The following is a 23679-nucleotide window of genomic DNA, read 5'->3' on the forward strand; positions in this document are numbered from 1 at the left end:
AAAACCTAAAGACTCGGAAAAGATACTGTAAAGGTGGTTTTTTCTCCGGGCAAGCTCTCAAAGGAAATAGTTCCTGAATGTAATTCAACCATTTGTCTGGCGATAACAAGACCGAGTCCGGTTCCGACAATTTTTTTTGTATTACTTCCCCTAAAAAAAGAAGAAAAAATCTGCTCCTGTTCGGATTTGAGAATTCCGATTCCAAAATCTGTTATATGAATTTTCACTTCTGTTTCCTGATACTCTATCTTTATTTCAGGAGCCTTTTTATCCTGAGAATACTTCAGGGCATTACTTAAGAGATTACTAATAATATGACCAAAAAGAACCGGATCGACCGAGATCATCCGAATATCTCCTTCCTCTTCTAAATCAATATCCTTCACCCTCTCATACTGGGAGAAATCATTTTCCATTATTTTTTGGATAAGAGGAGCTAAATTTGTCTTAATTGGATTGAATTGGATTCTTCCCGAATCAGCCCTGCCGAGTAAAAGAATATCATTTAAAAGGGTATTGATTTTTTCCACTCCGTATATAATTCTATCAATGTATTTCTGAAAATTTCCACTGGTTTCTGCATCGAGCTGCTTTTTTGCCAGCAGGGCAATGATTTCTGCACAGGATTGTATGGTAGCGAGGGGGTTTTTAAATTCATGCGATGCAGTCGAGATAAATGCGGTTTTTAACTTATTCAATTCGATCTCTTTTATCAAAGCCTGGTTAATTCCTTCTCTTGCCTTCTTCTGTACCGTATTATCAAAACGAATGGCAAGAAACTGAAAGGGCTCTCCCTTTTCATCAACAAAAGGAATGATAGTTGTATCAAGCCAGTACGTGGAACCATCTTTTGCTGCATTACAAATTTCTCCTTTCCAGACCCTACCGGAAAGAATTGTTTTCCATAAATCTTCAAAAAATTCCCTCGGATGAACATCAGATTTCATCACCCTCGGATTTTTCCCGATAATTTCTTCTGCTTTATACTGAGAAATCTTACAGAAAGTATCATTAACTGAAGTAATGGTTCCATTTCTGTCTGTATATACAATAGCAGCAGAAGTATTCAGGGCAGATTGGTAAGCAGTAAGTTTGGCATTTGCATTTTTTAATTCCCGGGTTTTCATATCCACTAACTCCTGTAGATGATTTTGATAAATCTCCAGATCGGATTTTTGTTCTTTTATTGTTTTAATGGACTGCGAGAGATTTAACATGGCTCGAACCCTGGAAAATAACTCGGCAAATTTTACGGGTTTTTGGATAAAATCCACAGCTCCAGCTTCGAGGAAAGCTTTGCATTCTTTCAAATCTACTTCTCTTGCCGAACAAAGAATAATCGGGATTTGTTTGGTTTCTTTATAGGAAGCGATTTTTTTTATAGCAGCAATGCCATCCATTTCGGGCATAATCCAATCCATAATTATGAGGTCGGGCATTTTATGAGTGGCAATTTGAATAGCTTCCTGTCCGTTTTCTGCCTCGTAGAAAATATAGGGATCTTCGCTGGAGAGAACCTGCTTCATAGTTGAGCGCAAAAATGGGTCATCATCTGCCAGTAAGATCTTATAAACTGCTTTTTCCATATAATTCAAAATATTTTTTGTTTTCATCTTTTGTAAAGGAAATAGCGGTGTTTCTCTTTTTTTATGTGATTTCTTTTCTCTCATTTTTTTATACTGGACTTTTATTCAAAAAAACTAAAGTATTTAAGGGTAAGGATTTTAGATACCCATGAAAGACCAGGAAAATTCCAAGATTGATTTTGATAAAGAATTCAGCATGATTACCAATTCCCCGGATGATCCCAGAAGTTCTAAGCGCTGGGGTTATATAACCGCCCTTCCGAGTGAATACCTGATTCATTTTAAAAAAGGAAAATTGAATGAGAAAAGTAGCGGTCAGGGTGCCAGTTGTTTTAAGTGGCCGAGGGATACCGTTTTTATAATCCCTACCAGCATGAAAGAGATTGTTTTTAAAGCCAACCAGCTTACCTCAGACAATGTGGATATAAAAGTTCGAGGGATGGTAGTTTATAAAATCAATAACCCTCTGAAAATATATAAGTTAATTAACTTTTCCAATCGTCCGCTTGCTGAAGAAAAATTGGGTCATATGATAGCCGATATGTGTCGCTCCTATGTAAAAGAGCTGGTAGCTGTTTTAAGCGTAGAAGACTGTATTCGAAAACGTAAAGAAGGTATAGCTGAAACTTTAAAAAAGAGTCTTTCTGATGTAGTAAGCAGGGAAAATGAAGGCTGGGGTGTAGAAATAGTCACAGTAAATGTGCAGGATATTTTTATCCAGGATCTGGAAATCTTCCAGGCTATGCAAATGCTGTATAAAAGCGATAAAATCCGCGAATCCAAATTAGCAGAAATCCAAACAGAAAAAGAATTGGAAATTCGTCGATTGAGCAATGAAAAAGCCCTCGGTGAACACCGAAAAGCAGCAGAACTGGAAAAGCAGGAAATTAAAGCCGAATTGAGAGAAAATGAAATTATACTGAGTCGAAAAAACGAAGAAAAGCAATTTGGACTGGATCAGTACCGGGCAGAAGAAGAAGAAAAACTAAAAGAGTTTCGGCAAAATAAAGACCTGGAGCTTAAGAAAAAAGTTCTGGATTTTGAAACAGACAGCGAGAGAAAAAAAGCAGAAGCCAGTAGTATTCTACATGGAGAAGAGTTAAGCTATCTCGAAAAACGTCTGTCTATAGAAAAGAACGGCAGCCCCTATAGTTTAGAAAGGGAATTTATAGATAAAGCCTTACCTCAAATTATTTCTGCTATGACTGAAAATATGGGAGACGTTCGATACAATATTATACAGGGCGAAAAAGGAGAGGGAAATATTTTTACACTGGTTTTAAACCAGGCCCTTGAAATTCTCAGGGAAAAACAGGACAGGATAAGGATGGATAAGCATGAATAAGTTATTTCTAATACTTCCTCTTATAATACCATTATTATACTGTGATAGACCGGATAAAAAATTGTATGACACTTATCACGAAAATGTATCGGGTGTAGAGCTAAATGATGAAACCATAAAAAACTATATAAAAGTCACCAAAGCCCTGCATAAATTTGGAAAAGGCATTCCGGAAAAACTGGCTAAAAAAGGAGAAGGCATCGAAAGCGGAACTGAACTATTCAAAGAAATAGAAACGGCAATAAAAGAAGGTGGATTTAAAAGTTTTGCAGATTATGTGAGGGTCAATGCAAAAATTGCCTGGGCATGGAATGTTTCGCAGGGAGAAATCGGTATGCTTCGTTTCGATAAACTCCAAAAGGACAGTGAAAAACAACTTATAGAAGCAATTCATAACCCGGATGTGCCACAAGAAACGAAAGAAGAACTCAAGAAAAGTTTGAAGCAGCTTCAGGACAGTTATAAGAATAATAAAAAATACGCAGATATTGCGATGAAATTTGTGCGTCCTCTCACGAATGATAAGGATCTGGCCATCATAAAAAAATACCAGAAGGAGCTGATGGAAGCCTATACCGGTATTCCGATTCAACAATTAGAAGAAATACAACCTTCACTTTTCCTCACAGATTAGGCTTTTACAAACTATTGACAGAAAAGAAGTCCTGAAAACTAATACTTTCAGGACGTTTTTATAGCCTATTTTATTTAATTTACTCGGTTCAATATGAAAAATAAAGCCAACAATACAGAAAAAGAAGAAAAGGTAGAAAAAAAGAAAGAGGGGGGTTCGACCCGTTCCTTGATTTTTATGCTTCTTCTGGTTTTTGCATTTAAATCCAGTTTTCTGGATGCAAATAATATTCCCTCAGGTTCCATGATTCCAACCTTAAAGATTGGAGATTTTCTTTTTGTAAATAAAATGCGGTATTCGTTTCGAATGCCTTTTACGGAAGACGAAGTATTTCGTTTTGATAACCCTAAAAGGGGGGATATTGTTACTTTCGCTCCTCCTCCCTCCGCTATGCCCGGTGAATACTACGGAGAAACTTTTAGCAGACGGGTTCTTCGGAAAATAATGCCGAGTTTATTCTCCAAGCGCTTTGTGAAACGCGTATTAGGAATGCCGGGAGACAAAATTCGATTCAGCACAAGAAGTATCAAAGATATAAAAGGAAAAGTTATAAACTATACGATTCTCGAATACCAGGAAAAAGGCTCAAAAGAATTTAAAGATTATAGCCCGGTTGCTATTGAACCGGGTAATGAGTTGAAGGATCTGGATAACGTATGGGCAATGGACAAATCACTCTTCTTGGAGAAAAAACAGAACTTCCAGCACTTTGTTTTAGAAGGGGAAGGTCGGGGTAATTTTCGATTTCTATTTGCTCATTGCGAAATGGATAAAGCCGGAATCCGGGAAGAAACGATACCGGATGATTATAGTACAGGAAATATTGAATTTTTAAAGTCTTATTGTAATAACGAAAGAATAGGGACTATACCGGATGACTATTATCTTGTAATGGGAGATAACCGGGAGGATTCCAGCGATTCACGGTACTGGGGTCTTGTCAAACGAGAAGATATATTAGGAAAAGCTATGGTTATTTATCTTTCTATAAACTGGAAAGACAGTAAATGTAGCCAGTTGTATACAAGAGCTATTCACGGACTACCCGTAGATGATGTGGATGAAAAAGAACTGCTTAAAATCTGCCATCCTTCGGAGTTGAATGTTCAGGAGCCGGAAAGAGGCTTTCGAGTTCTGAAGTCCTGGATAGAAAAAACCCTATGGTACCGCTTTGCCCGGATGGAATTTAGATGGAAGAGAATCGGAAAAATCCTGAAGTAGAAAATTTCGGAACCAAAAAAGTATCGGCCCGTTCCCTCTGGGAACTTTCTTCTCTCGGAATTGAGATGGGGGTTATCATGGCAGGCTTTGCTTTTTTAGGTCAGTACCTTGATAGAAAATTTGGATATGCACCTTACCTATTGTTAGCGTGCAGCTTTGTAGGTTTTTTTGCAGGTATTTATATAGTAATTAAAAGAGTAAAGGAAGCAAGTAAATGAAGCGCCTTCTCATTATTAATCCAAAAAGTAAAAATGGTAAAGCAGAAAAAGCTTTTCTGAAAATAGAGCCGACTCTGAGAGAGAACCTGGGAGATTTTGATGTATACAGAACCAAAGCTCCCAAAGACTGTACGAGCCGGGTAAGAACCTGTCTTCTTCATAAACAATATGACCAGATTCTAATAGCCGGCGGAGATGGCTCCGTGAACGAAGCTACGAACGGTTATTTTGATGAAGGAAAACTTATTGATACCAACATTCCTTTCGGTGTCATAAATCTGGGTACCGGTGGAGACTTTATAAAAACACTCCATATTGAAAGCCCGGATTATATGCAGGCTCTAAAAGAGAACCGTTTTACAAAAGTAAATTGCGGCATCACACATTATGAAGAAGGAAAAAGTCCCCAGTATTTTATGAATATTAGTTCTGTAGGACTGGGTGGAGATGTAAATAAATCGCTAAAATCTTCCAATCTGCAAAGATGGGGAACCCTTGCTTTCTTTTATAGCAGTATAAAAATGCTGATTAAATACACCCCCCCCGCCTGTACATTAAGAATACGTAAAACAGGAGAAGAAAACTGGACAGAAGTTAATACCAGTTTGATAAACTTTTTCGTTTGTAATGCACAATTTAGCGGAGGCGGGATGCACTGGGCTCCAAACGCAAGTTTGACAGCCGATAACTTTGAAATTGTCCATGTAAAAGCTATATCCAAATGGAGATTGTTTTTTGAATCACACAAGGTATATTCGGGAAATGTTTCCCAAATGTCCGGTGTTACCCTTTATCAAGGAAGTGAAATTCAGGTAATCCCGGAAGGCTATAGTACCCAGGAGCTTGACGGCGAAATCCGAGACATAGAAGAAGGACATATCCCGAAGGAGTTTAACTACCGCCTGATTCCAAAAGCTATCCCGGTGAATTTGTAACAGGCAAACCTATACACCAGGGAATGGCCACGATCATTCCCTGTGACAAGAATTCTATAGGGCATTGAGTTCGGTAAAAATATTATGTCTCATACTTTTTTATGTATTTATTATGTTTACTGCTTACATTCCTTTTTTTTAATAGCCTTAAAAACTCTGCATTAAATACAAAAACCTTTGGCTCAGAACGGGTATTTGTATCATCTGATGAACTTCTAAAGATGCATATATCCAAAAAAACCGCAAAGGAAGAATGGGAGTATTCTCCCAAACGATTGTATGAAACCTATTTCAACAGGAAAGCCTGGGGTAAAGGAAAAGAACTCAGTATCAAAGAGTTTATATGTAAATAATCCCCATGTACAATTTGCTCTAAGAGAGAGTATAAATTTCTTATTGTATACCTTAAAGAAAAGTATTGATGAAATTATCCTTCTGCATGATAAAGGCAGTAGTTCTCTTCGACTCACTACGTTCGCTCAGGAGCCACTCTGTTGGCTGAGAGAGTGAAACAAGTAGAAGCCAAGTGTTTATTGAGTGAAGTCGAAATGAACATATATTAGAATAATGCATTGAATACAATAAGAAGTGTTCTTCACCTAATTTCTAAATTATTAGATAAGAAAAATTCCCCTCCTTTAACTAATTTATTAGATATATCTTATATATTTCATAAGGACTTGTAATAAGCATAGGGTTTAAATTCTCCGAAAAATAAAGAAATAATCAAAAAGTCTTTAAAAAAGGAACGCAATCTATTTAAATTAAATATAAATCCGGGAGGGCAGAAAAAGCTTGCAATTTTACGATTTTCATAGAAAATATACCCTATAGAGCAATGGCTCCACTACCTATGAAACCTCTTTTACTTTTCTTTTTTACTTTTATTTGCTTATCTCCTCCTTCTGTGAATGCTTTCGAAACCCTGAAATTAGAAGACTGCATTCGGGAGGCCTCCTTAAACAATCCGGATCTTTTATCTGCAAAGCTTGACTATGAAAAAGCTATCTTTGAATACAAGAAATCTTACTCAAACTTCCTGCCCGAAATCAGTCTTTTTACAACTTATCGCAGGCAATTCAATCAAAGTCCTTTCTCCAATACTATAAGCTCAACTTCCTCTACCTCTAACAGCAACAATACAAGCACAACAAACAGTAACTCCGGTTCTCCCTATTCCAACCAGTATAGTATCGGTGTAAATGCAAATCAGAATCTTTTTGCCGGACTTCGAGATAAAAATCAGCTAAAAAGTCTGGATTTGAATGTTAAAGTTTCGGTTCAGACCCTGAGGGATAAAAAACTACAAATCTCTTATGAACTGGCCAATGCTTTTATTGAAACATTATATTCACAATTACTAATTAATCTATTAGAAGAGATTCAAAAGCGCAGGTTACTCAATAAAAAACTGGTGCAACTTTATTACGAAGGCGGCAAGGAACACAGGGGAAACTATGAATTAAGTGAGGCCGGTTTAAAGTTGGCTGAGTATGAGTTAGAACTTGCAAAAAGAAATCTCATTATTAACCTGGCAGATCTCTCCCGTGTTCTCGGAAAAAAGCCAGGCGGGACTTTCAAACTTCAGGGAGAATTAATACCCAAATCTGAGTTGAACATACCCGATTACGAAATACTGGCGTCCTCTCATCCCATAATCTTATCCGAAGTATATAAAATGCGAATGGCCAGGCTTGCTGTAGATACAGCGGAAAGTCAATTTTACCCGGAATTAAACCTGAGCCTCAGTGCTTCCCAGAGAGATACCGACTGGTTTCCCAAAAAGAAATCCATGTATTATTCTTTAAGCTTTGAATATCCTCTCTTCCGTGGAGGAAAAGATTATTATAATGTTCGAATAAATCAAACTTTATATCGACAATCTATTCAATCCTATCGTTCTAAGAAAAACCAGCTTCTCTTTGATCTTGAAAAGTCTTATCAAAGTTTTTTAGTTCTCTCTGAGAAAATAAAAGTTTTGGAGAAATATTTAGAAGCTTCTTCTTTGCGAGCCAAGATTGCAAGAGTTCAATATTCTAATGGACTTTTACGCTTTGAAAACTGGGACATTATTGAAAGTGATGTAATCCAAAGACAGAAGAATTTACTTACCGGACAAAAAGAAGCAAGTCTTGCAGAATATATTTGGAAAAAAAATAAAGGAGAAAGCCTTATACCATGAAGAAAAAATTCATAATACCTGCCCTTATAATCCTTGTTCTTTTATCTCTCTTTTTTTTACCCGGTAAGAAAAAAGAAAAACAGGTAAAAACTTTTAAGCTAAGTTATTCCTCTTTAAAAGTTAACACCCGCGCTTCCGGCCTGGTCAGTCCAACCAATCGTTTGGAGATAAAACCTCCGGTAGCCGGCAGGATTGAGAAAGTTCTTATCGAAGAAGGAAAATTTGTGAATAAAGGTTCTATCCTTGCCTGGATGAGTTCTACCGAAAGAGCCGCTTTATTAGATGCTGCGAGAGCAAGGGGAAAAGGAGAAATGAAAGAGTGGGAAGACATGTACAGACCCACACCCGTCATTGCTCCTCTAAAAGGAATGATTATTGCTAACAATATAAAATCGGGGCAAATGGTTACCCAACAGGATGTTCTTCTTGTATTATCAGATGCTTTAATTATAAAAGCAAAAGTAGATGAAACAGATATTGCCAGGATAAAAAACGGACAAAAGGCCAGTATTACTATCGATTCCTTTCCTGAAGAAAAAATTTCGTCCAGGGTAAAACATATTGCCTTTGAAGCTGTAACAGAAAATTCAGTTACTACATACGAAGTACTTATTGAACCGGAACAAAGACCTGATTTCCTAAGAAGCGGAATGAGCGCTACAGTAGACTTCGTCCTCTTAGAAAGAGAAAAAACCCTGATGGTTCCGGAAAATGCAGTGTATGAAAACAAGAAAGGAGAAAAGTTTGTTCTGAAACTAAATCCTTCTTCTAAAAGCAAGAAAAAGATGGATAAGGTTTTTGTGAAAACCGGCTATGCACATGAATCTTCTGTAGAAATTATAGAAGGCTTGCAGGAAGGGGATGAAATTGTAATCAAAGAAAAGAAAAAGTCCAAGAAAGACAAGGAGAAAAATCCTTTCGTCCCCAGTTTTTTCAAAAAAAGAAGGTAAGTATGCCCATTATCGAAGTTCATCACTTAAGTAAATCCTATAAACCCGGAACCGAAGAAATTAAAGTTCTAAATGATGTAAGCCTGAGTATTGAAGAAGGAGAATTTGTAGCTATTATGGGTGCTTCCGGTTCCGGTAAATCTACCCTGTTACAAATTTTAGGTTTATTAGATATACCGAACCCCGGAGGAAAATATAAACTATTCGGTGAAAATGTAGCCGGATTTAGTGATGCGAAGTTGGCCGAATTAAGAGCGAAAAGCATAGGTTTTGTTTTCCAGCAGTTTCATCTCCTATCCCGCACGATAGCCGTAGAAAATGTTTCCCTTCCCTCGATTTATTCCGGTCTGGAAAATGCAGGAGAAAGAGCCAGATCCTTATTGGCTCTTGTTGGATTAGAGGACAGGATTGAACACAGACCCAATGAGCTTTCCGGAGGACAACAGCAGAGAGTAGCCATAGCCAGAGCTTTAATTAATTCACCTAAAATCATCTTTGCCGATGAGCCAACCGGTAATCTTGATTCCAAAAGTAAGAAAGATATTATGGAACTTTTAGTTAAACTCAATCAAAGTGGCATTACCATTGTAATGGTGACCCACGAGCAGGAAATAGCCGAATACTGCTCTCGAATGATTTCTTTCAGTGATGGAAAGGTTTTAGAAGATAAGAAAAACACAATAAAGCAAACAAATAATAAACTTCCGAAAGGCACAACTGATATCCTCAACTATAAAAAGCCGGGCATATTCAAAACGATTCGCCTTCACCTTTATTATGCAATAAAAACTTTTCTGGCAAATAAAATTCGGACTACCCTATCTACAATAGGAATCCTTATCGGGGTCTCTGCCCTTATTGTTGTTATGGCACTCGGAGAAGGTGCCAAGAAAAGTATAGAAAAACGCTTATTGTCCCTTGGTTCCAATTTGCTCATATTAAAATCAGGAGCCAAAAAGCAGGCAGGAGTTTCTATGGAAGCGGGACTTGTCACCCGACTCAGCTATGAAGATGGGCTGGCCATTCAAACCTCGATTCCGGAAGTCGCAAGGCTCAGTAGCACCGTAAGCGGTAGAGCCCAGGCCGTGTTTCAAAATAAAAACTGGAATACAAATATCATCGGTGTAGAAGCCAAATATGCAGCGATGAGAAGTCTGAATGTGCTTGAAGGTAGATTTATAAACGAAGCAGAAGACAAAGACAGGAAAAGGCTTGCTGTTCTCGGTCACAGGGTAAATCAAGAACTATTCGGTACAGGTTATGCAGTAGGAAAATATATCAAGGTAAACAGAACCCATTTCAAAATAATCGGAGTACTTCCGGAGGTAGGAGGGAGTAACTGGAAAGACCCGGATGATGTTATCCTCGTTCCTCTCCAAACCGCCATGCACAGGTTATTCAAAAAGGATCTGGTGGATAGGATTGAGATAGAAATCCGAAAAACCGAAGAAATAAAACAGGCAGAGGAGAAAATTCTTTCTCTCATGTACAAGCGTCATCGTTTGAGTGAAAATTCGGGAAAAATGTTTGAGGTTAAGAATATGTCAGACATACAGGAAGCTCTTTCCGAATCCAGTAAAACTATGTCTATGTTACTTTTCGGAGTAGCTACCATATCTCTTCTGGTTGGAGGGATCGGTATTATGAACATCATGCTGGTATCGGTCAAGGAACGAACACGAGAAATCGGACTTCGTAAAGCTCTCGGTGCAAAGAAAGAAGATATTCTTTTACAATTTCTAATTGAGTCTGTCTTAATCAGTTTATTCGGTGGGTTTGCAGGAATTATTTTGGGAAGACTAATTAGTTATTTCTTAACCTTCTGGGCCAAGTGGACAACATCCGTTTCCCCGGAAGCTATCTTTTTCGCTTTTCTGTTTTCCAGTATTACCGGTATTCTATTCGGAATCTGGCCTGCAAGAATAGCTTCTAACCTCGATCCAATTACAGCTCTCCGATACGAGTAAAAAGAATTATCTTATACTACAACAAGCCATGAGATTTTTCTTCAAGACTTCGCTCAAGTTTTTGGTCTTTTGCAACTCCTGCCTTGCTTTATCCTTATAGCCTGAATCCAATAAATCATATATGGTTTGGGCTGAGTTGTGAATTCCTTTATGAATTCCATCAATTTCCTTCCATATTTTTTCATTTGATTTAGGAATAGCAGAAGAGTGATAAAAAATTCCGAATCGACAACGCGTATGCTCTAACTCAATATTTCTTTCTTCCTCATGCTCAATAATCGCTTCTAATTTTTCCATCCAGGTGTTATGTGCGGTAATCGCGGATTCGACTTCTAAGAAAAAATCATCTTCTGTCATCAAGTTTACAGAAGAAATCAGCTTAAACATAGAAGAAGAAATATGTATGACTTCATCTGTATCCTGTGTAATTAATTCAAGCCTGGTTTGAATTCTCTTACTGGAATCATTAATTGAATTAAAGCGTTGATTAATATTTAAGACATTTTTCGTGATTACTTCTGAATTCTTCGAAACCTCATCAATCGAATCGGTTAATACAACCGAACTATCAGATATTGTAGCCGTAATCTTATTCATTTCATGAATATTCTGTAGTACCTCCGAAATCTTCTCCATAGCAGTCCCTGTATCATTTGAAATCTCAATAATTTTTTGCGAAACCTCTTCACTGCTGTTATTATTTGAATAAATCTTTTCTAATATAACTTTTAGATTTTTATTAATACCTTCAACTGCTTCCCGGCTTCCTTCTGCCAGTTTTCCAATTTCAGAAGCTACTACAGAAAAGCCTCTCCCGGATTCACCGGCCCTGGCAGCTTCAATGGAAGCATTCAAAGCTAAAAGATTGGTTTTTTCTGAAATTTCCTGAATGGTTTGTATGGTTCTCTCTATAAGGTTCACCTTATCTGTTAATTCTTTATTTTTGCTGAGCATTTCATCCATAGCAGAAATAGCCAGATCCATACTATTCCTGATCTGGGTAATCTTCTCTTCTCCTAATGAAGCTTTTTTCGAAGATTCTTCCGTTAAGGACATTACCCGGTTGATTTCCTCAGTCAAATTTCGAGAAAAAGCCGCATTCTTTGCAATCGATTTATCCTGTGAACGAATGGTAGCTTCAATACCATTTAACTCTTCTTTTCCCCTATCCATGTCTCTTTCAATTGAGATAAAATTTTGTGAATAAATATATAATTCACGGATGATTAAACTCACCTTCACAATAATTTCTCTAAAAGTATAAAATATTTTCAGTAATTTTCCTCTTAAAACCTCCGAAAAAGAATTAAAATCCTGTGAAAGCTTCCCGATTTCGTCCTTTGAAACAACAGGAATCCTCTGGGTTAAGTCACCCTCATTTTTAGCTAATAAACTCATCCTGGCAATTAGATTATTCAAAGGAAAAAGAATAAGCTTATTGTAATATATTAATACACCTATAGATCCGGTAAGAATAATAAAAATTACAAATACCTGCAATATCTTAAGGTAAGTAAGTTTTTTTTCAGAAACACCCTGAATCAACTGAACAGCCTTATCCATTTCTTTGAGAAGAACTATATTGCTATGATATAAGTCTTTACTAATCTGCTTTTCTCTTATTGTAATCTGAATCAGCCTCTGGTTTTTCAACCAGTATTGACTTACAATTTCCAATTGAGCTTTTGTTTTTCCCTCAGAAGGCAATAAATACACCTTCTTTTTCCAGGAAAGATCCAGAGAAGCTTCTCCTCCATCTTTAAGGGCTTTCAAACTTGTATCAAACAGTTGAATCGTATTCTCCAGTTCTTCTCGATAAGATTCATCATTTGAATGTAAAAAGAGACTCAATTCTTTTAACATCTTCTGGCTAAGCATTCTTTGCCTTCCGGAAAGATTAATTTCCAGGGCGTCTTTTTCTTTTAAGTGAACAATATAAAAAGATAAGAGAAAGTTAAGAATTAAGATTCCTAAAAAGAAGAGGGGCGGCAGAAAAAATTTATATATAAATTTCATTGTTGATTTAATAGTTATTTAGATCTTTCCAAACCATAGTAATATTGCCCTTTTTTTTGAATTAAGTTCCGAGAAATTAAACCTTCGGCAATCAAAAGAAGTCCCGTAACCGCTTCCTCTTTTTTTTTCAAAGGTTCCTCCTTTCCTGCGGACATCAACTGATGTATATACTCCCTTCTTTTTGGTTCTAAAACACCGAGCATAGAACCCACCACCTTTTCATTGCCATGCAAAAAAGCCAGGGCTAAAACCGGTGGAGGAGTTTCATTACAGAGATAATATAAAGCTCTATTATCAAAATAAGATAGATCCTCAAACTTTTTTAAAATCTTTTCATCTCCTCCTGACATCAGAAAAACTCCTTCAAGCGGGTTTTTAAGTATTTTACAAGATACTCAGGCTTTGGCCTGGCTCCGCATACCTTCTCTATAAGCTTATCCGGTTCTAAAATTTTTCCCTGTAAATGAATGTTCTTCTTTAGCCAATTCGACAGAGGAGAAAGGTCTCCATGTTGCATAAGACCTTTCCAGAAATCAGGCGTATCCTCCAAAAACTTGTGGAAAAACTGGGCAGAATAGATGTTGCCGAGGGTATAGGTAGGAAAATATCCAAAGCCTCCTCCGCTCCAATGCACATCCTGCAAGACTCCTTCTGCATCATTATGAATTTGGAGGTCAAATAGTTCTTTCATCCCTGCATTCCATCTTTCCGGTAGTTCTCTCACAGGCAGGCCTTCAGAAATCAGTTCTTTCTCAATCTCGTATCTAAGAATGATGTGGAGGTTATAAGTTAACTGATCAGCTTCTACCCGAATTTTTGTTTTGGCTGATGAATTCAGGTAGTTGTATAAATCCTCAAAAGGTAAATCATAGTGATTGATTTCAAAATCTTTACAAAGACTCGGATAATAATATTCCCAGAATGCACGGGAACGACCTATCTGGTTTTCCCAGAGTCGACTTTGAGATTCATGGATCCCGAAAGATACCGAAGCGGTAAGAGGACTCGGATAATCTTCCATTTCTCCTACTCCCATTTCATACAGGGAATGTCCTGATTCATGCAGAACTCCCATGATAGAAGAAATGGGATCTTTTTCATCATACCGTGTAGTAATCCGAAAATCTTTTCTTCCCAGATTGGTAGAAAAGGGGTGGGAACTTTTATCCAAACGACTCATATCTTCGGGCAAACCAAGAGCAGCCGGCAGCCTTCGATTGAATAATTCCTGCCTTCTTTCCGAGATTTCCGATTTAAAAGGATTGGGGAATTCTCTTGCTTCATTCACCATAGGAATCAGGGAGTTTTTCAAACCCATGAATAGAGGATCCAGTTTTTCTACATTAATTCCGGTTTCATAACCTTCTAAGAGTGCATCATAGCGATTGCGATCATAACCGTAACACTCAGCCATTTCTATAGAAAGTTCTACAATCTCAGAAAGTATTCCTTCAAATTCTTTGAAGTTTTTATTCTTTCTTGCCGACTCCCAGATTCCATGAGCCAGGTTCGTTTTCTGACTAAATTTCTCTACAAGTTCTACCGGAAGGGTAACGGCACGATTTCTTTCTTTTCGAAGAACCTCTATTTCACGAAGATAAAAACTTTCTTTTTCCGGTTTGGTTCGGCGAATAAATTCCTCGGCTTCATCAATTAAACGCAAGAAATGATTCCCGGTAAAATTCTTATGTTGCAGGGCTGATAGTTGGGCAATTTGTCCGGCTCTCTCCGGCCTGGCTTCCGGAGGCATGGTAACCTCAGAATCCCAGTGCAGGATGCTGATGACATTTTGTAAATTAACCAGTTCTTTCCAATACTTTCGATATTCCGTAAATGCGTTCTTTTCCATGGGATTCACTTTCGAAATTCAGTTTATTCAAAGCAAAACTTTCGTAAAGAATTTTCTGACTCAAAAGTAAGAAAAAAGATGATTGAAAGTGAGGTATATATCTTAAAACTTCCCCCTTTCCTGCAACTCGCCGTTGGCTCGCTCAGTAGTCGCGCCGGCTGAGCGATGACGTAAGTCTGAGCCGAAGCCAGGCCAGGAGAGGGGGATAGGTAAAAAGTCTAAGGGAGCATTTTTGCCACTAAATTTTCGCAGGTTGTTTGATCCATATATTTGGGTACGGCATAGGTGAAATGGGCTTCTTTCAGGGCTGCTTTCGCAATTTTTGGAATATCTTCCTTTTTTAAATCTTTTAACTTATCCGGAATTCCAAACTCTTTTTTCAGGTCGATTACATATTGGATGAATTTTTTAGCCAGAACTATTTCCGAGTCTCCATTCTGTTTTAAACCACAGGTTTCGGCGAGTTTGGCTAATCTATCACTGGCTGAGTCCAGAGAAAATTCCAGGACATAGGGTAATACAATCGCGTTGGCTAATCCGTGAGGTGTTTTATATAAAGCTCCAAAATTGTGTGCAATCGCGTGAACATAACCTACTCCGGCACGAGTAAAAGCAAGACCCGCAAAATAGGAAGCAAGAGCCATATTTTGTCTGGCCTGGACATTGCCGGGATTTTTTACTACTTCTCTCAGGTTTTCGTCTATTAGCTTTGCAGCGGCTAATGAATGCCTGTCGGTATCGGGTAAGGCATTGGAGGAAATAAAAGCTTCTACCGCATGGGTCAATGCATCCATACCGGTAGCTGTAGTTACCCCGGCAGGTAAACCGATCATGAGTTCTCCGTCAAGGGCTGCCATTGACGGAACTAACTTTGGATCCATGAGAGGAGTTTTCGCATGGGTTACCGGGTCAGATACTACCGCGGCGACTGTGGCCTCAGAACCGGTCCCGGCTGTTGTGGGGATTACATAAAGAGGCATAATTGCATTCCAGACCTTAAAAAGACCGGCGAGCTGGGCAATACTTTTATCGTTCGTGGCCCTTGCTGCTAAAACCTTGGCTGCATCAATAGGAGAGCCTCCTCCTATGGCTAAAATGGCATCGCAATTTGTATTTTTAAGAATCTCGAGTCCATTTTCTACCTGATCATAAGTAGGATCCGGTAAAATTTTATCATAGATTTCATAAGCAACCCCATTTTCTTCGAGGGCAGTTAAAATATTTTTTAGAATTCCAATCTTAACAAGGGTTTCATCGGTCACAATAAATATCTTTTTTGTTCCCATTTTAGAAATAGCCCTACAAAGCTCAATAGATGAACCGGGACCCGAAAATAAAGTCGGTTTAGGAAATGGCAATATTTTAGCGGTTTCTTTTAGAACCCAGGCTATATTTTTATAGCCCATTACCTGGATGGAAAAAGGAAACAGATTCGCACCGAGGTCTTCAAAAATTGATAACTCCTTATCGAACATAAACACTCCTTGTATAACTCGTATCCTGACCTTTTCGGAAAGATACACATTCTCTATCTACCCAGCTTATTATTCTTATTTTTAAAGTAAAGCAAGAAACCTGTACCTATAAAAAAGCGAAGCTTAAGTCTTTCTATTCTACTAAGAAACCTTTATTTTAAAAACCTTGAGTCTTTCTTTATCCCAGTTTCTCTCATAAACGAGTTCCTCTAACTTTAGATTTCTTGTATATAAAAATTCTTCTATATTCTTTTTTACAGTCTCTGTAAAAACTATCTCTCCGGCTCCGCAAAGACTCTGGATCTTCGAACAAAGATTCACGGTATTTCCAAAAAAATCAATATTACTATTTAAGTTTACCGAAAGACAGGGTCCACTATGAAGACTGATGCGAATACGTAAACCCAGGTCGTTTTTTTCATGAAAGCGTTTCTGCATTTCAAAAGCCGCCCGCATAGCCAATTCAGGCGAAGGAAATACAAGCATAGCTGCATCTCCAATCGTTTTGGTCAGAGCTCCCTGGTGCTTAGTAACTTCTTCGTATATCCAGACAAAATGTTGTTTTACCCGAGAAAAAGCCTGTCCGTCTCCAAGCTCGGAATATAATTTCGTTGAACCCACCAGATCGGTAAAGAGAATGGTTTGAACCCCCACATCGAGACTTACTCCAATTTGTATTGCTTCTTCCGAAAATATATCGTGAAAATCCTGTAATAAAAATAAATCTTTAGGTCTTAAAGCAAAAGTATCAGGTTCAGTTTTTTCTAATATTAGAACGTTATCACTATCTGAATGATTCCATAAACCCAAGTTTTCTTTTTGAAAAATAACAAACTCTCTTTTACTCATCAACTCTTCGAGGGTCAATTCTCGAAGTTTAGAATCTGCATCTTCTTTAACCTGCATATAATTGTATTCTTTTCTTGTATTTGTACGCATCCTATAGAGTCCGGGTAAAAAATCACAGGAAATTCTAAATTTCTCATTTGCAGTAAAAGCTTTCTGTAAAATAATATGAGATTTTTTTGAGGGTTCTGCACTACAATAAAAACGTTTTGCTACTTTACGAATCGAAGGATGGATATGAAAGGTTATTTCCAAGATGTCCATTCCACCTGTCCGGAAATCAATCTCACAAACTTCACAGCTTGCATTTGGAGGCACTTCTCCAAGGTGTTTCAATTCTTCCCGAACCCCTCTGCAATGCGGACAAACGACATCCCAGCTCATCTGTAATACTCCCAGTCGGGTAGCCTGTAAGAAAAGTTTTAAAACTTCCCTTTCCTCTTCTTGCCACCTTAGGGCTAATTCTTTTACACGCAGACGATAAAGCTCCTCTTCCGTTCCATATTCAAGATGCTCTAAAAAGTTTTGAACGAATACTTCGTTTGGAAATAATTTCATAAGTGATACTTTTGCATTTTCTAATATTCTTTTTCCTCCTTCTTCTAATTGAACCTTTTCTGTTTTTATCTTAATCTGAGATTTCACTTGCAAACTATTTGCGATGTTTTTAAATACAACTCTGTATTTTTTTTCCATGCGGGGCATCGCCATTCTTAAAAGTAATTTACCCCTGAGATTTGCAGGCAGCCAGGCAAAATAAAAATACAAACGCAGCGAATTATTTCCCAATTCTTGCAGATAACCCACGACTCGAACATACTTTGCAAAACCTTTTGTATACTTCCTTGAGTTTTCAATAAAACGCTTATATTCCCACTGCCAGGGAACTTCTTCCCATTCTAATTCAATCCCGACGTTTTTTGTTTTTCCATAAAGCTTTCCACCTTTTTCTTTAAATTGCATCTCGGGAAGCTCTAAAAGCTTATTCGTTTTAGATGTATCAATTATTTCCGGCCATAGTTTTTCGGCGGAACAGTTTAATTCCAGATGCCAGAAATAATCCAGCCGGGAAGGTGTATCTAAAATAGAAGGATTGGGAAACAGTTTTAAAAATTCCTGCAAAGAAAGAATAGTCATCATAAATATACAGGTATCCGTATTTACTCTAAATGCAATATTTTTTTGCAAACACTCTCCTATATTATCATTGTTGATTCTAATCGATTGTAAAACCTTTGACAAAAATTCAGGACTTAAAAACTATGGCTATAGTCTTCAGGGAGGAAGTCAGGTGCAATTCCTGCGCTGTCCCGCAACTGTAATGCCCTAGTGGATAAGCCAGATCTTCCCCTGTATTCGCGCTTCGTGGATTGAGTGTAATACAAACTCACCTGAAAATAGGTGAACGGGGTCCCGAAGATAGATAAATCCGTGGACTTCTTTCATCTAAAATCTGAAGTTTCACGAAATGGAGACCAACATGAAAACTTTAAAGTTCAGCCTTATGCTTTTTCTAAGTATAGGCATCACCCTTTCCAATTGTAAAAACGACGAACAGGATAAAAAAGACAAAGAAACACTCAGTGCTGCTTTCCTTCTTTTACAAAACCAGGCTACGTTCCTTGAAATCAATGGTAAGTTAAGCGATACTTCCGGTACTGCCTTATCCACACACAAACTGGTTTTAAGTACAAATGTTTCTTCTCGGATCGAGAATCCAAGTTTTTCTACACAGGGAACATCTTATACAAGCGATACCTCGGGATATTTTAGCATTCAATTATCTGCTGGTTCCTACAAGATACGGGTATATAACTCCTCAGATACAGAAGTAGGCTCTTTCACTCTAAATGTAAATAGTGCTTCCGATAAACCGAAACCGGAAAATCTGAGTGGTTTAAAAGTGAGCATCATCCGAATTGGCTCTGCTTTCAACAAAGCAAGTGGTTTTACAGGTCTTAGTGGCTATACCTGGTTAAGTAATTTCGGAGGATTTAACAAGATCACCACGAAAAATTGGGGCTTATCCACTATAGAAGAAATCGATTCGAATAACAATGTTGTATACATAAAAGATACAACTGAAACTGCTTATGTAGCCGGCTATTCGAGAATTCGCTTTACTTCGGTGGATACCTACGGTAACTTCCGTTATTGCATCGAGACCTACGGGAAGCAAAGTTTAGAAGAGGCAAAAGCGGTGAATACCAGTTATACCTTTTCTTCCGATACAACAGCTAACTGCGGAGGCTTTAGCTGGTCGATTATGTCCCTGGCTCCGGAATACATGCAGGTAGATATCAGCATAGCCGGAACCGGAACCGACAACTACGGGCAGGTCTGGAAGTTACTGGGAGATAAGTATTCCGGAAATGCTATATATGAATTCAATAATAATTCCGGAGTTTTCTATTACCAGAATGCTTACAACGCTACTTATAATCCGAATAAATTTGGAAGAATACGCTATACAAAACCTGCAAATAAAGTATTTTATTACTGTATAGAAATTTACGATGGAATAAGTCTTGAGGCTGTTCAATCCGATACAACAAAAGTCTATACCTTCGAAAGTGAAAGTTCCAAAACCTGCGGAGGCTTTACTTGGAGTAAGGTAAGTTTAAACTGAGGATAGAACATGAGAGTTTTGTTTATCATTTTTTTTATCAGTATTTGCAGTTTTTGTAATACAAAAAAAACTACTTCAGAGAAACAAAGTCTACTGATTCCTATATTACAAAATGCGAATCTTTCCAATCCGAACTCGCAGGTTAACAATGATAATTCGGAATGTCCTCCTGCTCGCTTACCGGAAAATATATTCCTGGCTGATACGGTTGTATCAGCTCCGGCAGCAAGAGATGCAGATTTTCGCAGGTCATCTAAAGCTGTAAACGGTATTTGCGGAGGAGGAGAAACCTCCGGTTCTACGGACGTCTTCACCCTTGACACAAGCGGAGAGGGGGCCAGTATCATCCTTGCCTGGAACAATAAAAAAGTTTTAAATACAAAAGGAACAGACTTCATTGTTTTTGAAAATCCTTTTAAATACGGGGATGAAAACACCTATTTTATGGAACCCTTGCTGGTTGAAGTTAGCCGCGATATGATTCACTGGTGTGGGTTTTTACCTGCTTATGCAGGGAAGGATGGAAACCAGGAGAGCTATAATACCGATAGGTCAGCCTGGACGAATTTTGCCGGAATTCAACCTGTGTTCTATAACATGGGTACAAATAATCTTTCATTAGAAGATTTATTCATCCCTTCAAAGTCCGGTGGTGATCATTTTGATCTGGATGATTTATACTCCGGAAATAATTCGGCTATAGGGCAAGATTGCACTCTGCTTGAAGTAAAAACCATACAGGAAGAAGGTTTTCTCTATATTCGCTTAACGTCTGCATCAGCTCGAATCAACCCCCTTACACAAAAATATTTTCCTTCTGACCAGAGTGCTTTTGGAACAGGTCCGGATATAGATGGAGTTATTGCCAGAACCCTGGGAACTCGCTAACTTGAAATTTCTGTTCCTTCTCTGCCTCTTTTTCTTTTCCTGTAAAGAAAAAGCAGTCTCTGAGGATAAAAGTATATTCTATAACCCTAATTCTTTGATATCTCATTCCAAAAGGTTGCAAATTCAAAAATATGAGGACTATACGATTCTTCGAGTAAAACCTTTTCAAAATGAAGATCTTACTGAAACCTATATTTTAGTAGATAAGGATAAACCCAATCCTCCGGACTCCATTCCTCGCACACATATAATCAGGACTCCCGTCAAAAGGGTAATTTGTTTATCAGCTACACATGCCGGGATCATTAGTTTTTTAGGAGAAGAAGAAACTCTTGTCGGTCTTTCCGATCCGGAAATCATTTATGATTTAAAAATTAAAGACCATATTCAAAACACAAGGATACCGAAAGTAGGTTTTCCAAACAATCTTAATATAGAGTTAATCCTTTCTTTAAAGCCTGATATGCTTATGGTTTCCGGATTTTCTGTAGCAGAAAGTCGTGTATATGATGTATTAAGAGAGTCTAACATACCGGTTATTCAAAATGCAGACTGGCTGGAAGATACTCCTCTTGGTAGAGCCGAATGGATTAAATTTGTTTCTCATTTTTATCAAAAATACCACATGGCTTCTGTTCAATTTGAATATATTAAAGATCAATATAATTTACTGGTCCAAAAAGTATCCTCTGTAACTGATAAACCCGGAGTTATACACTCTCTTCCTTATAAGGGAGTCTGGTATATGCCGGGAGGCAATAGCTATATGGCAAAATTTTATAAAGATGCAGGAGTTAATTATTACTGGTCTTTTACAAAAGAAAGAGGAAGTATTCCAATGGATTTTGAAACCGTCTATCCGAGAGGTCTTAGTTCCGAATTTTGGTTGGCTCCGGGTATCGTAAAAACTCGTACAGAGCTTGCACAAATAGATAAACGTTTTCAGGATTTCCTTTCCTATAAAACCGGAAGAATTTACAATTATAACAAACTTACAAACCAAAATGGAGGAAATGCATACTGGGAAAGAGGTATGATAAACCCTCATGAAATTTTATCTGATCTTATTAAAATATTTCATCCCGACTTACTTCCGGATCATCAACTGATATATTTCGATAAAGTAAAATGATTATAGATTTGCAACATAGAAGCTGGTTACTTATTTTTATTTTTTTAAGTATCTTTTTGTATTTAGCAGCAGTTATATGGGGTTCTGTTTACATATCTCCTTCTGAAATTTTAAATATTCTCCTGGGTAAATCTACAGACATTTCGAATACAGGAATTATTTTTAAAGTTCGAATACCGGAAGCAACCACAGCAGCTTTTGCAGGGGCCGGTCTTTCTGTTGCCGGTCTTCTCATGCAAACTCTGTTTCGAAACCCTCTGGCCGGTCCCTCGATTCTCGGCATTAGCTCCGGAGCCAGTCTCGGTGTAGCCTTTTTTTTATTATATATGGGTGGAAGTATACAAAATCTCAGTAAAGGTTTTTTAACTTTAAATAGAGGTGTCCCCCTTGTTTTCTTTGCTACAGCCGGCGCCATAGGTATATCTTTAGTACTTTTAGCATTTTCCAGCATAGTCAAAGATAATGTTGTATTACTCATTATAGGTATTCTAATTTCGAATCTAACCCTATCCCTTGTGAGTATCTGGCAATCTTTCAGTAATCCGGAGGCCATTCAGGATTATCTGATGTGGACATTTGGTAGTCTGGGTTCCTGCCGGGAATTAAGTCTATTCATACTCTGTGCTATCATCATATTTGGACTATTTTTAAGTTTCTTAATTTTTAAACCCTTAAATTCTCTACTTTTGGGTGAAGACTATTCTGCGAGCCTCGGAGTAAATATAGCTTTTCTGCGAATAGGCATACTCTTTATAACCGCTCTCTTGACCGGAAGCATCACCGCATTTTGCGGCCCCATTGCTTTTGTTGGAATGATTTCTCCGCATATAGTAAAAACACTGTTTTCCAGTTCGGATCATAAACTGGTAATTCCGGGTAGTATTTTTTGTGGTGCTGCTATATTGTTACTCTGCGATATAGCTTCCAGGCTTCCAGGTTCTTATATGGTTCTTCCCATCAACTCAGTTACGGCACTTTTCTCTGCTCCTATCTTAATTTTTGTGCTCCTGAAAAAAAAGAGGTTTCGTATATGAGTATATGTTATACAAAGAAAATATTAAAAACCATCTCTTTAAATATTGGCTATAAACCTTCCAGACGTAAAGAAGTCAGTGTATTAAAAAATATAAACTTAAATCTTTATCCGGGTGAACTGGTCTGTCTTATAGGTTCTAACGGAGCCGGCAAGTCAAGCCTGATTAAAACTATATTAGGAATACATAAACCACTTTCGGGAAAAATTTATCTTTATAATAAAGATACAACGCAATTAAGCATTTCAGAACTCTCCCGATTTTGTAGTATCGTTTTTAGTTCAAACGGGAATGCCGGACATATGAATGTTCTGGATTTAGTTTCTATGGGACGGTATCCGCACACAGGTTGGTTTGGAAAACTAAAGCAAGAAGATAAAAATTTAATAGATAAAGCTCTGGAAATTACGGGAATTTCAGAACTCGCCCTTAGAAAACTGGATGAATTAAGTGATGGAGAAAAACAAAGAGCCTATATAGCGAGAGCCATTGCTCAGGACACTCCCCTGCTTCTTTTAGATGAGCCAACCGCCCACATCGATTATCCGGGAAGAATTCTTATTCTGGATTTACTTCTTCGTTTATGCCGGGATGAAAGTAAAACCATATTATTTTCGAGTCACGAATTGGAACTGGCCGCTCGATATGCAAACAGATTTTTCCTGATAGATAAAGACCAAAACTTAATAGAAGGAACACCAGGGGAAATTCTTCAGTCTAAAGAGTTTTACGAAGTGTTTCAACTGAAAATGGTACAATAGAAGGCGAAGCA

At 37.8% G+C, this 23679-nt stretch carries 20 protein-coding genes and 1 riboswitch; of the genes, 14 read left to right on the plus strand and 6 right to left on the minus strand.

Annotated elements, in window-relative coordinates:
- Positions 1-5: 5 nt before the first annotated feature.
- Positions 6-1586, minus strand: coding sequence for a response regulator (locus H7A25_06840; protein MCP5499603.1), 1581 nt, complete (start codon positions 1584-1586; stop codon positions 6-8).
- A gap of 148 nt (positions 1587-1734) precedes the next feature.
- Between H7A25_06840 and H7A25_06845 the strand changes: the two genes are divergently transcribed.
- The 9 genes from H7A25_06845 (at position 1735) to H7A25_06885 (ending at position 11038) form a co-directional block, all read left to right on the plus strand.
- Positions 1735-2931: a hypothetical protein gene (locus H7A25_06845; protein ID MCP5499604.1), complete on the plus strand. Its 1197-nt coding sequence runs from the start codon at positions 1735-1737 to the stop codon at positions 2929-2931.
- Entirely contained in the window at positions 2924-3565 is a 642-nt protein-coding gene (locus H7A25_06850) for a hypothetical protein (protein ID MCP5499605.1), read from the plus strand. Before H7A25_06845 ends, H7A25_06850 begins: the two co-directional genes overlap by 8 nt.
- A gap of 93 nt (positions 3566-3658) precedes the next feature.
- Positions 3659-4786: a signal peptidase I gene (gene lepB / locus H7A25_06855; protein MCP5499606.1), complete on the plus strand. Its 1128-nt coding sequence runs from the start codon at positions 3659-3661 to the stop codon at positions 4784-4786.
- Positions 4756-5004: an AtpZ/AtpI family protein gene (locus tag H7A25_06860; GenBank protein ID MCP5499607.1), complete on the plus strand. Its 249-nt coding sequence runs from the start codon at positions 4756-4758 to the stop codon at positions 5002-5004. Before lepB ends, H7A25_06860 begins: the two co-directional genes overlap by 31 nt.
- Positions 5001-5939 (plus strand): hypothetical protein, encoded by a 939-nt coding sequence (locus H7A25_06865; GenBank protein MCP5499608.1) that lies wholly within the window; start codon positions 5001-5003, stop codon positions 5937-5939. Before H7A25_06860 ends, H7A25_06865 begins: the two co-directional genes overlap by 4 nt.
- Positions 5940-6040: 101 nt before the next feature.
- A complete protein-coding gene (locus H7A25_06870; protein ID MCP5499609.1) occupies positions 6041-6292 on the plus strand; it encodes a hypothetical protein in 252 nt (83 codons plus the stop codon).
- A 500-nt stretch (positions 6293-6792) separates the two neighbouring features.
- Positions 6793-8121, plus strand: a complete 1329-nt coding sequence (locus tag H7A25_06875) for a TolC family protein (GenBank protein MCP5499610.1) — start codon at positions 6793-6795, stop codon at positions 8119-8121.
- Positions 8118-9071: an efflux RND transporter periplasmic adaptor subunit gene (locus H7A25_06880; protein ID MCP5499611.1), complete on the plus strand. Its 954-nt coding sequence runs from the start codon at positions 8118-8120 to the stop codon at positions 9069-9071. The genes H7A25_06875 and H7A25_06880 overlap by 4 nt, the downstream gene beginning before the upstream one ends.
- Before the next feature lie 8 nt (positions 9072-9079).
- The gene (locus H7A25_06885; protein MCP5499612.1) at positions 9080-11038 is read left to right on the plus strand and encodes an ABC transporter permease; all 1959 of its coding nucleotides are present in this window, start codon (positions 9080-9082) and stop codon (positions 11036-11038) included.
- A 6-nt stretch (positions 11039-11044) separates the two neighbouring features.
- On the opposite strand, the gene H7A25_06890 is transcribed toward H7A25_06885, so the two are convergent.
- From H7A25_06890 to H7A25_06910, 5 genes are all read right to left on the minus strand, one after another.
- Complete coding sequence (locus tag H7A25_06890; GenBank protein ID MCP5499613.1) at positions 11045-13054, minus strand: type IV pili methyl-accepting chemotaxis transducer N-terminal domain-containing protein; 2010 nt, start codon at positions 13052-13054, stop codon at positions 11045-11047.
- A gap of 14 nt (positions 13055-13068) precedes the next feature.
- A complete protein-coding gene (locus tag H7A25_06895; GenBank protein ID MCP5499614.1) occupies positions 13069-13404 on the minus strand; it encodes a hypothetical protein in 336 nt (111 codons plus the stop codon).
- On the minus strand, positions 13404-14903 hold the full coding sequence (locus H7A25_06900; GenBank protein MCP5499615.1) for a carboxypeptidase M32: 1500 nt from the start codon (positions 14901-14903) through the stop codon (positions 13404-13406). Before H7A25_06900 ends, H7A25_06895 begins: the two co-directional genes overlap by 1 nt.
- A 218-nt stretch (positions 14904-15121) precedes the next feature.
- Positions 15122-16309, minus strand: coding sequence for an iron-containing alcohol dehydrogenase (locus H7A25_06905; protein ID MCP5499616.1), 1188 nt, complete (start codon positions 16307-16309; stop codon positions 15122-15124).
- 210 nt (positions 16310-16519) lie between these two features.
- Positions 16520-18412, minus strand: a complete 1893-nt coding sequence (locus H7A25_06910; GenBank protein MCP5499617.1) for an adenylate/guanylate cyclase domain-containing protein — start codon at positions 18410-18412, stop codon at positions 16520-16522.
- 42 nt (positions 18413-18454) lie between these two features.
- A riboswitch (cobalamin riboswitch) is annotated at positions 18455-18594 on the plus strand.
- A gap of 110 nt (positions 18595-18704) precedes the next feature.
- Here H7A25_06910 and H7A25_06915 point away from each other — a divergent pair.
- Genes H7A25_06915 through H7A25_06935 form a run of 5 tightly spaced genes read left to right on the plus strand, consistent with a single transcriptional unit; the run spans position 18705 to position 23668 of the window.
- Entirely contained in the window at positions 18705-19853 is a 1149-nt protein-coding gene (locus H7A25_06915; GenBank protein ID MCP5499618.1) for a hypothetical protein, read from the plus strand.
- Between the two features lie 9 nt (positions 19854-19862).
- A complete protein-coding gene (locus H7A25_06920) occupies positions 19863-20741 on the plus strand; it encodes an LIC_13355 family lipoprotein (GenBank protein MCP5499619.1) in 879 nt (292 codons plus the stop codon).
- Between the two features lies 1 nt (position 20742).
- Positions 20743-21873, plus strand: a complete 1131-nt coding sequence (locus H7A25_06925) for an ABC transporter substrate-binding protein (protein MCP5499620.1) — start codon at positions 20743-20745, stop codon at positions 21871-21873.
- Entirely contained in the window at positions 21870-22907 is a 1038-nt protein-coding gene (locus tag H7A25_06930; protein MCP5499621.1) for an iron ABC transporter permease, read from the plus strand. The genes H7A25_06925 and H7A25_06930 overlap by 4 nt, the downstream gene beginning before the upstream one ends.
- Complete coding sequence (locus H7A25_06935) at positions 22904-23668, plus strand: ABC transporter ATP-binding protein (GenBank protein MCP5499622.1); 765 nt, start codon at positions 22904-22906, stop codon at positions 23666-23668. Before H7A25_06930 ends, H7A25_06935 begins: the two co-directional genes overlap by 4 nt.
- The last annotated feature ends 11 nt before the right edge of the window (positions 23669-23679 follow it).

The organism is Leptospiraceae bacterium, assembly GCA_024233835.1.
Taxonomy (GTDB): domain Bacteria; phylum Spirochaetota; class Leptospiria; order Leptospirales; family Leptospiraceae; genus JACKPC01.

What these genes read in the sequence shown, in the direction of transcription:
- H7A25_06840 (MCP5499603.1), bottom strand. Translation starts at nt 1,586, where the DNA reads ATGGAAAAAGCAGTTTATAAGATCTTACTGGCAGATGATGACCCATTT.
- H7A25_06845 (MCP5499604.1), top strand. Translation starts at nt 1,735, where the DNA reads ATGAAAGACCAGGAAAATTCCAAGATTGATTTTGATAAAGAATTCAGC.
- H7A25_06850 (MCP5499605.1), top strand. Translation starts at nt 2,924, where the DNA reads ATGAATAAGTTATTTCTAATACTTCCTCTTATAATACCATTATTATAC.
- lepB (MCP5499606.1), top strand. Translation starts at nt 3,659, where the DNA reads ATGAAAAATAAAGCCAACAATACAGAAAAAGAAGAAAAGGTAGAAAAA.
- H7A25_06860 (MCP5499607.1), top strand. Translation starts at nt 4,756, where the DNA reads ATGGAAGAGAATCGGAAAAATCCTGAAGTAGAAAATTTCGGAACCAAA.
- H7A25_06865 (MCP5499608.1), top strand. Translation starts at nt 5,001, where the DNA reads ATGAAGCGCCTTCTCATTATTAATCCAAAAAGTAAAAATGGTAAAGCA.
- H7A25_06870 (MCP5499609.1), top strand. Translation starts at nt 6,041, where the DNA reads ATGTATTTATTATGTTTACTGCTTACATTCCTTTTTTTTAATAGCCTT.
- H7A25_06875 (MCP5499610.1), top strand. Translation starts at nt 6,793, where the DNA reads ATGAAACCTCTTTTACTTTTCTTTTTTACTTTTATTTGCTTATCTCCT.
- H7A25_06880 (MCP5499611.1), top strand. Translation starts at nt 8,118, where the DNA reads ATGAAGAAAAAATTCATAATACCTGCCCTTATAATCCTTGTTCTTTTA.
- H7A25_06890 (MCP5499613.1), bottom strand. Translation starts at nt 13,054, where the DNA reads ATGAAATTTATATATAAATTTTTTCTGCCGCCCCTCTTCTTTTTAGGA.
- H7A25_06895 (MCP5499614.1), bottom strand. Translation starts at nt 13,404, where the DNA reads ATGTCAGGAGGAGATGAAAAGATTTTAAAAAAGTTTGAGGATCTATCT.
- H7A25_06900 (MCP5499615.1), bottom strand. Translation starts at nt 14,903, where the DNA reads ATGGAAAAGAACGCATTTACGGAATATCGAAAGTATTGGAAAGAACTG.
- H7A25_06905 (MCP5499616.1), bottom strand. Translation starts at nt 16,309, where the DNA reads ATGGGCTATAAAAATATAGCCTGGGTTCTAAAAGAAACCGCTAAAATA.
- H7A25_06915 (MCP5499618.1), top strand. Translation starts at nt 18,705, where the DNA reads ATGAAAACTTTAAAGTTCAGCCTTATGCTTTTTCTAAGTATAGGCATC.
- H7A25_06920 (MCP5499619.1), top strand. Translation starts at nt 19,863, where the DNA reads ATGAGAGTTTTGTTTATCATTTTTTTTATCAGTATTTGCAGTTTTTGT.
- H7A25_06930 (MCP5499621.1), top strand. Translation starts at nt 21,870, where the DNA reads ATGATTATAGATTTGCAACATAGAAGCTGGTTACTTATTTTTATTTTT.
- H7A25_06935 (MCP5499622.1), top strand. Translation starts at nt 22,904, where the DNA reads ATGAGTATATGTTATACAAAGAAAATATTAAAAACCATCTCTTTAAAT.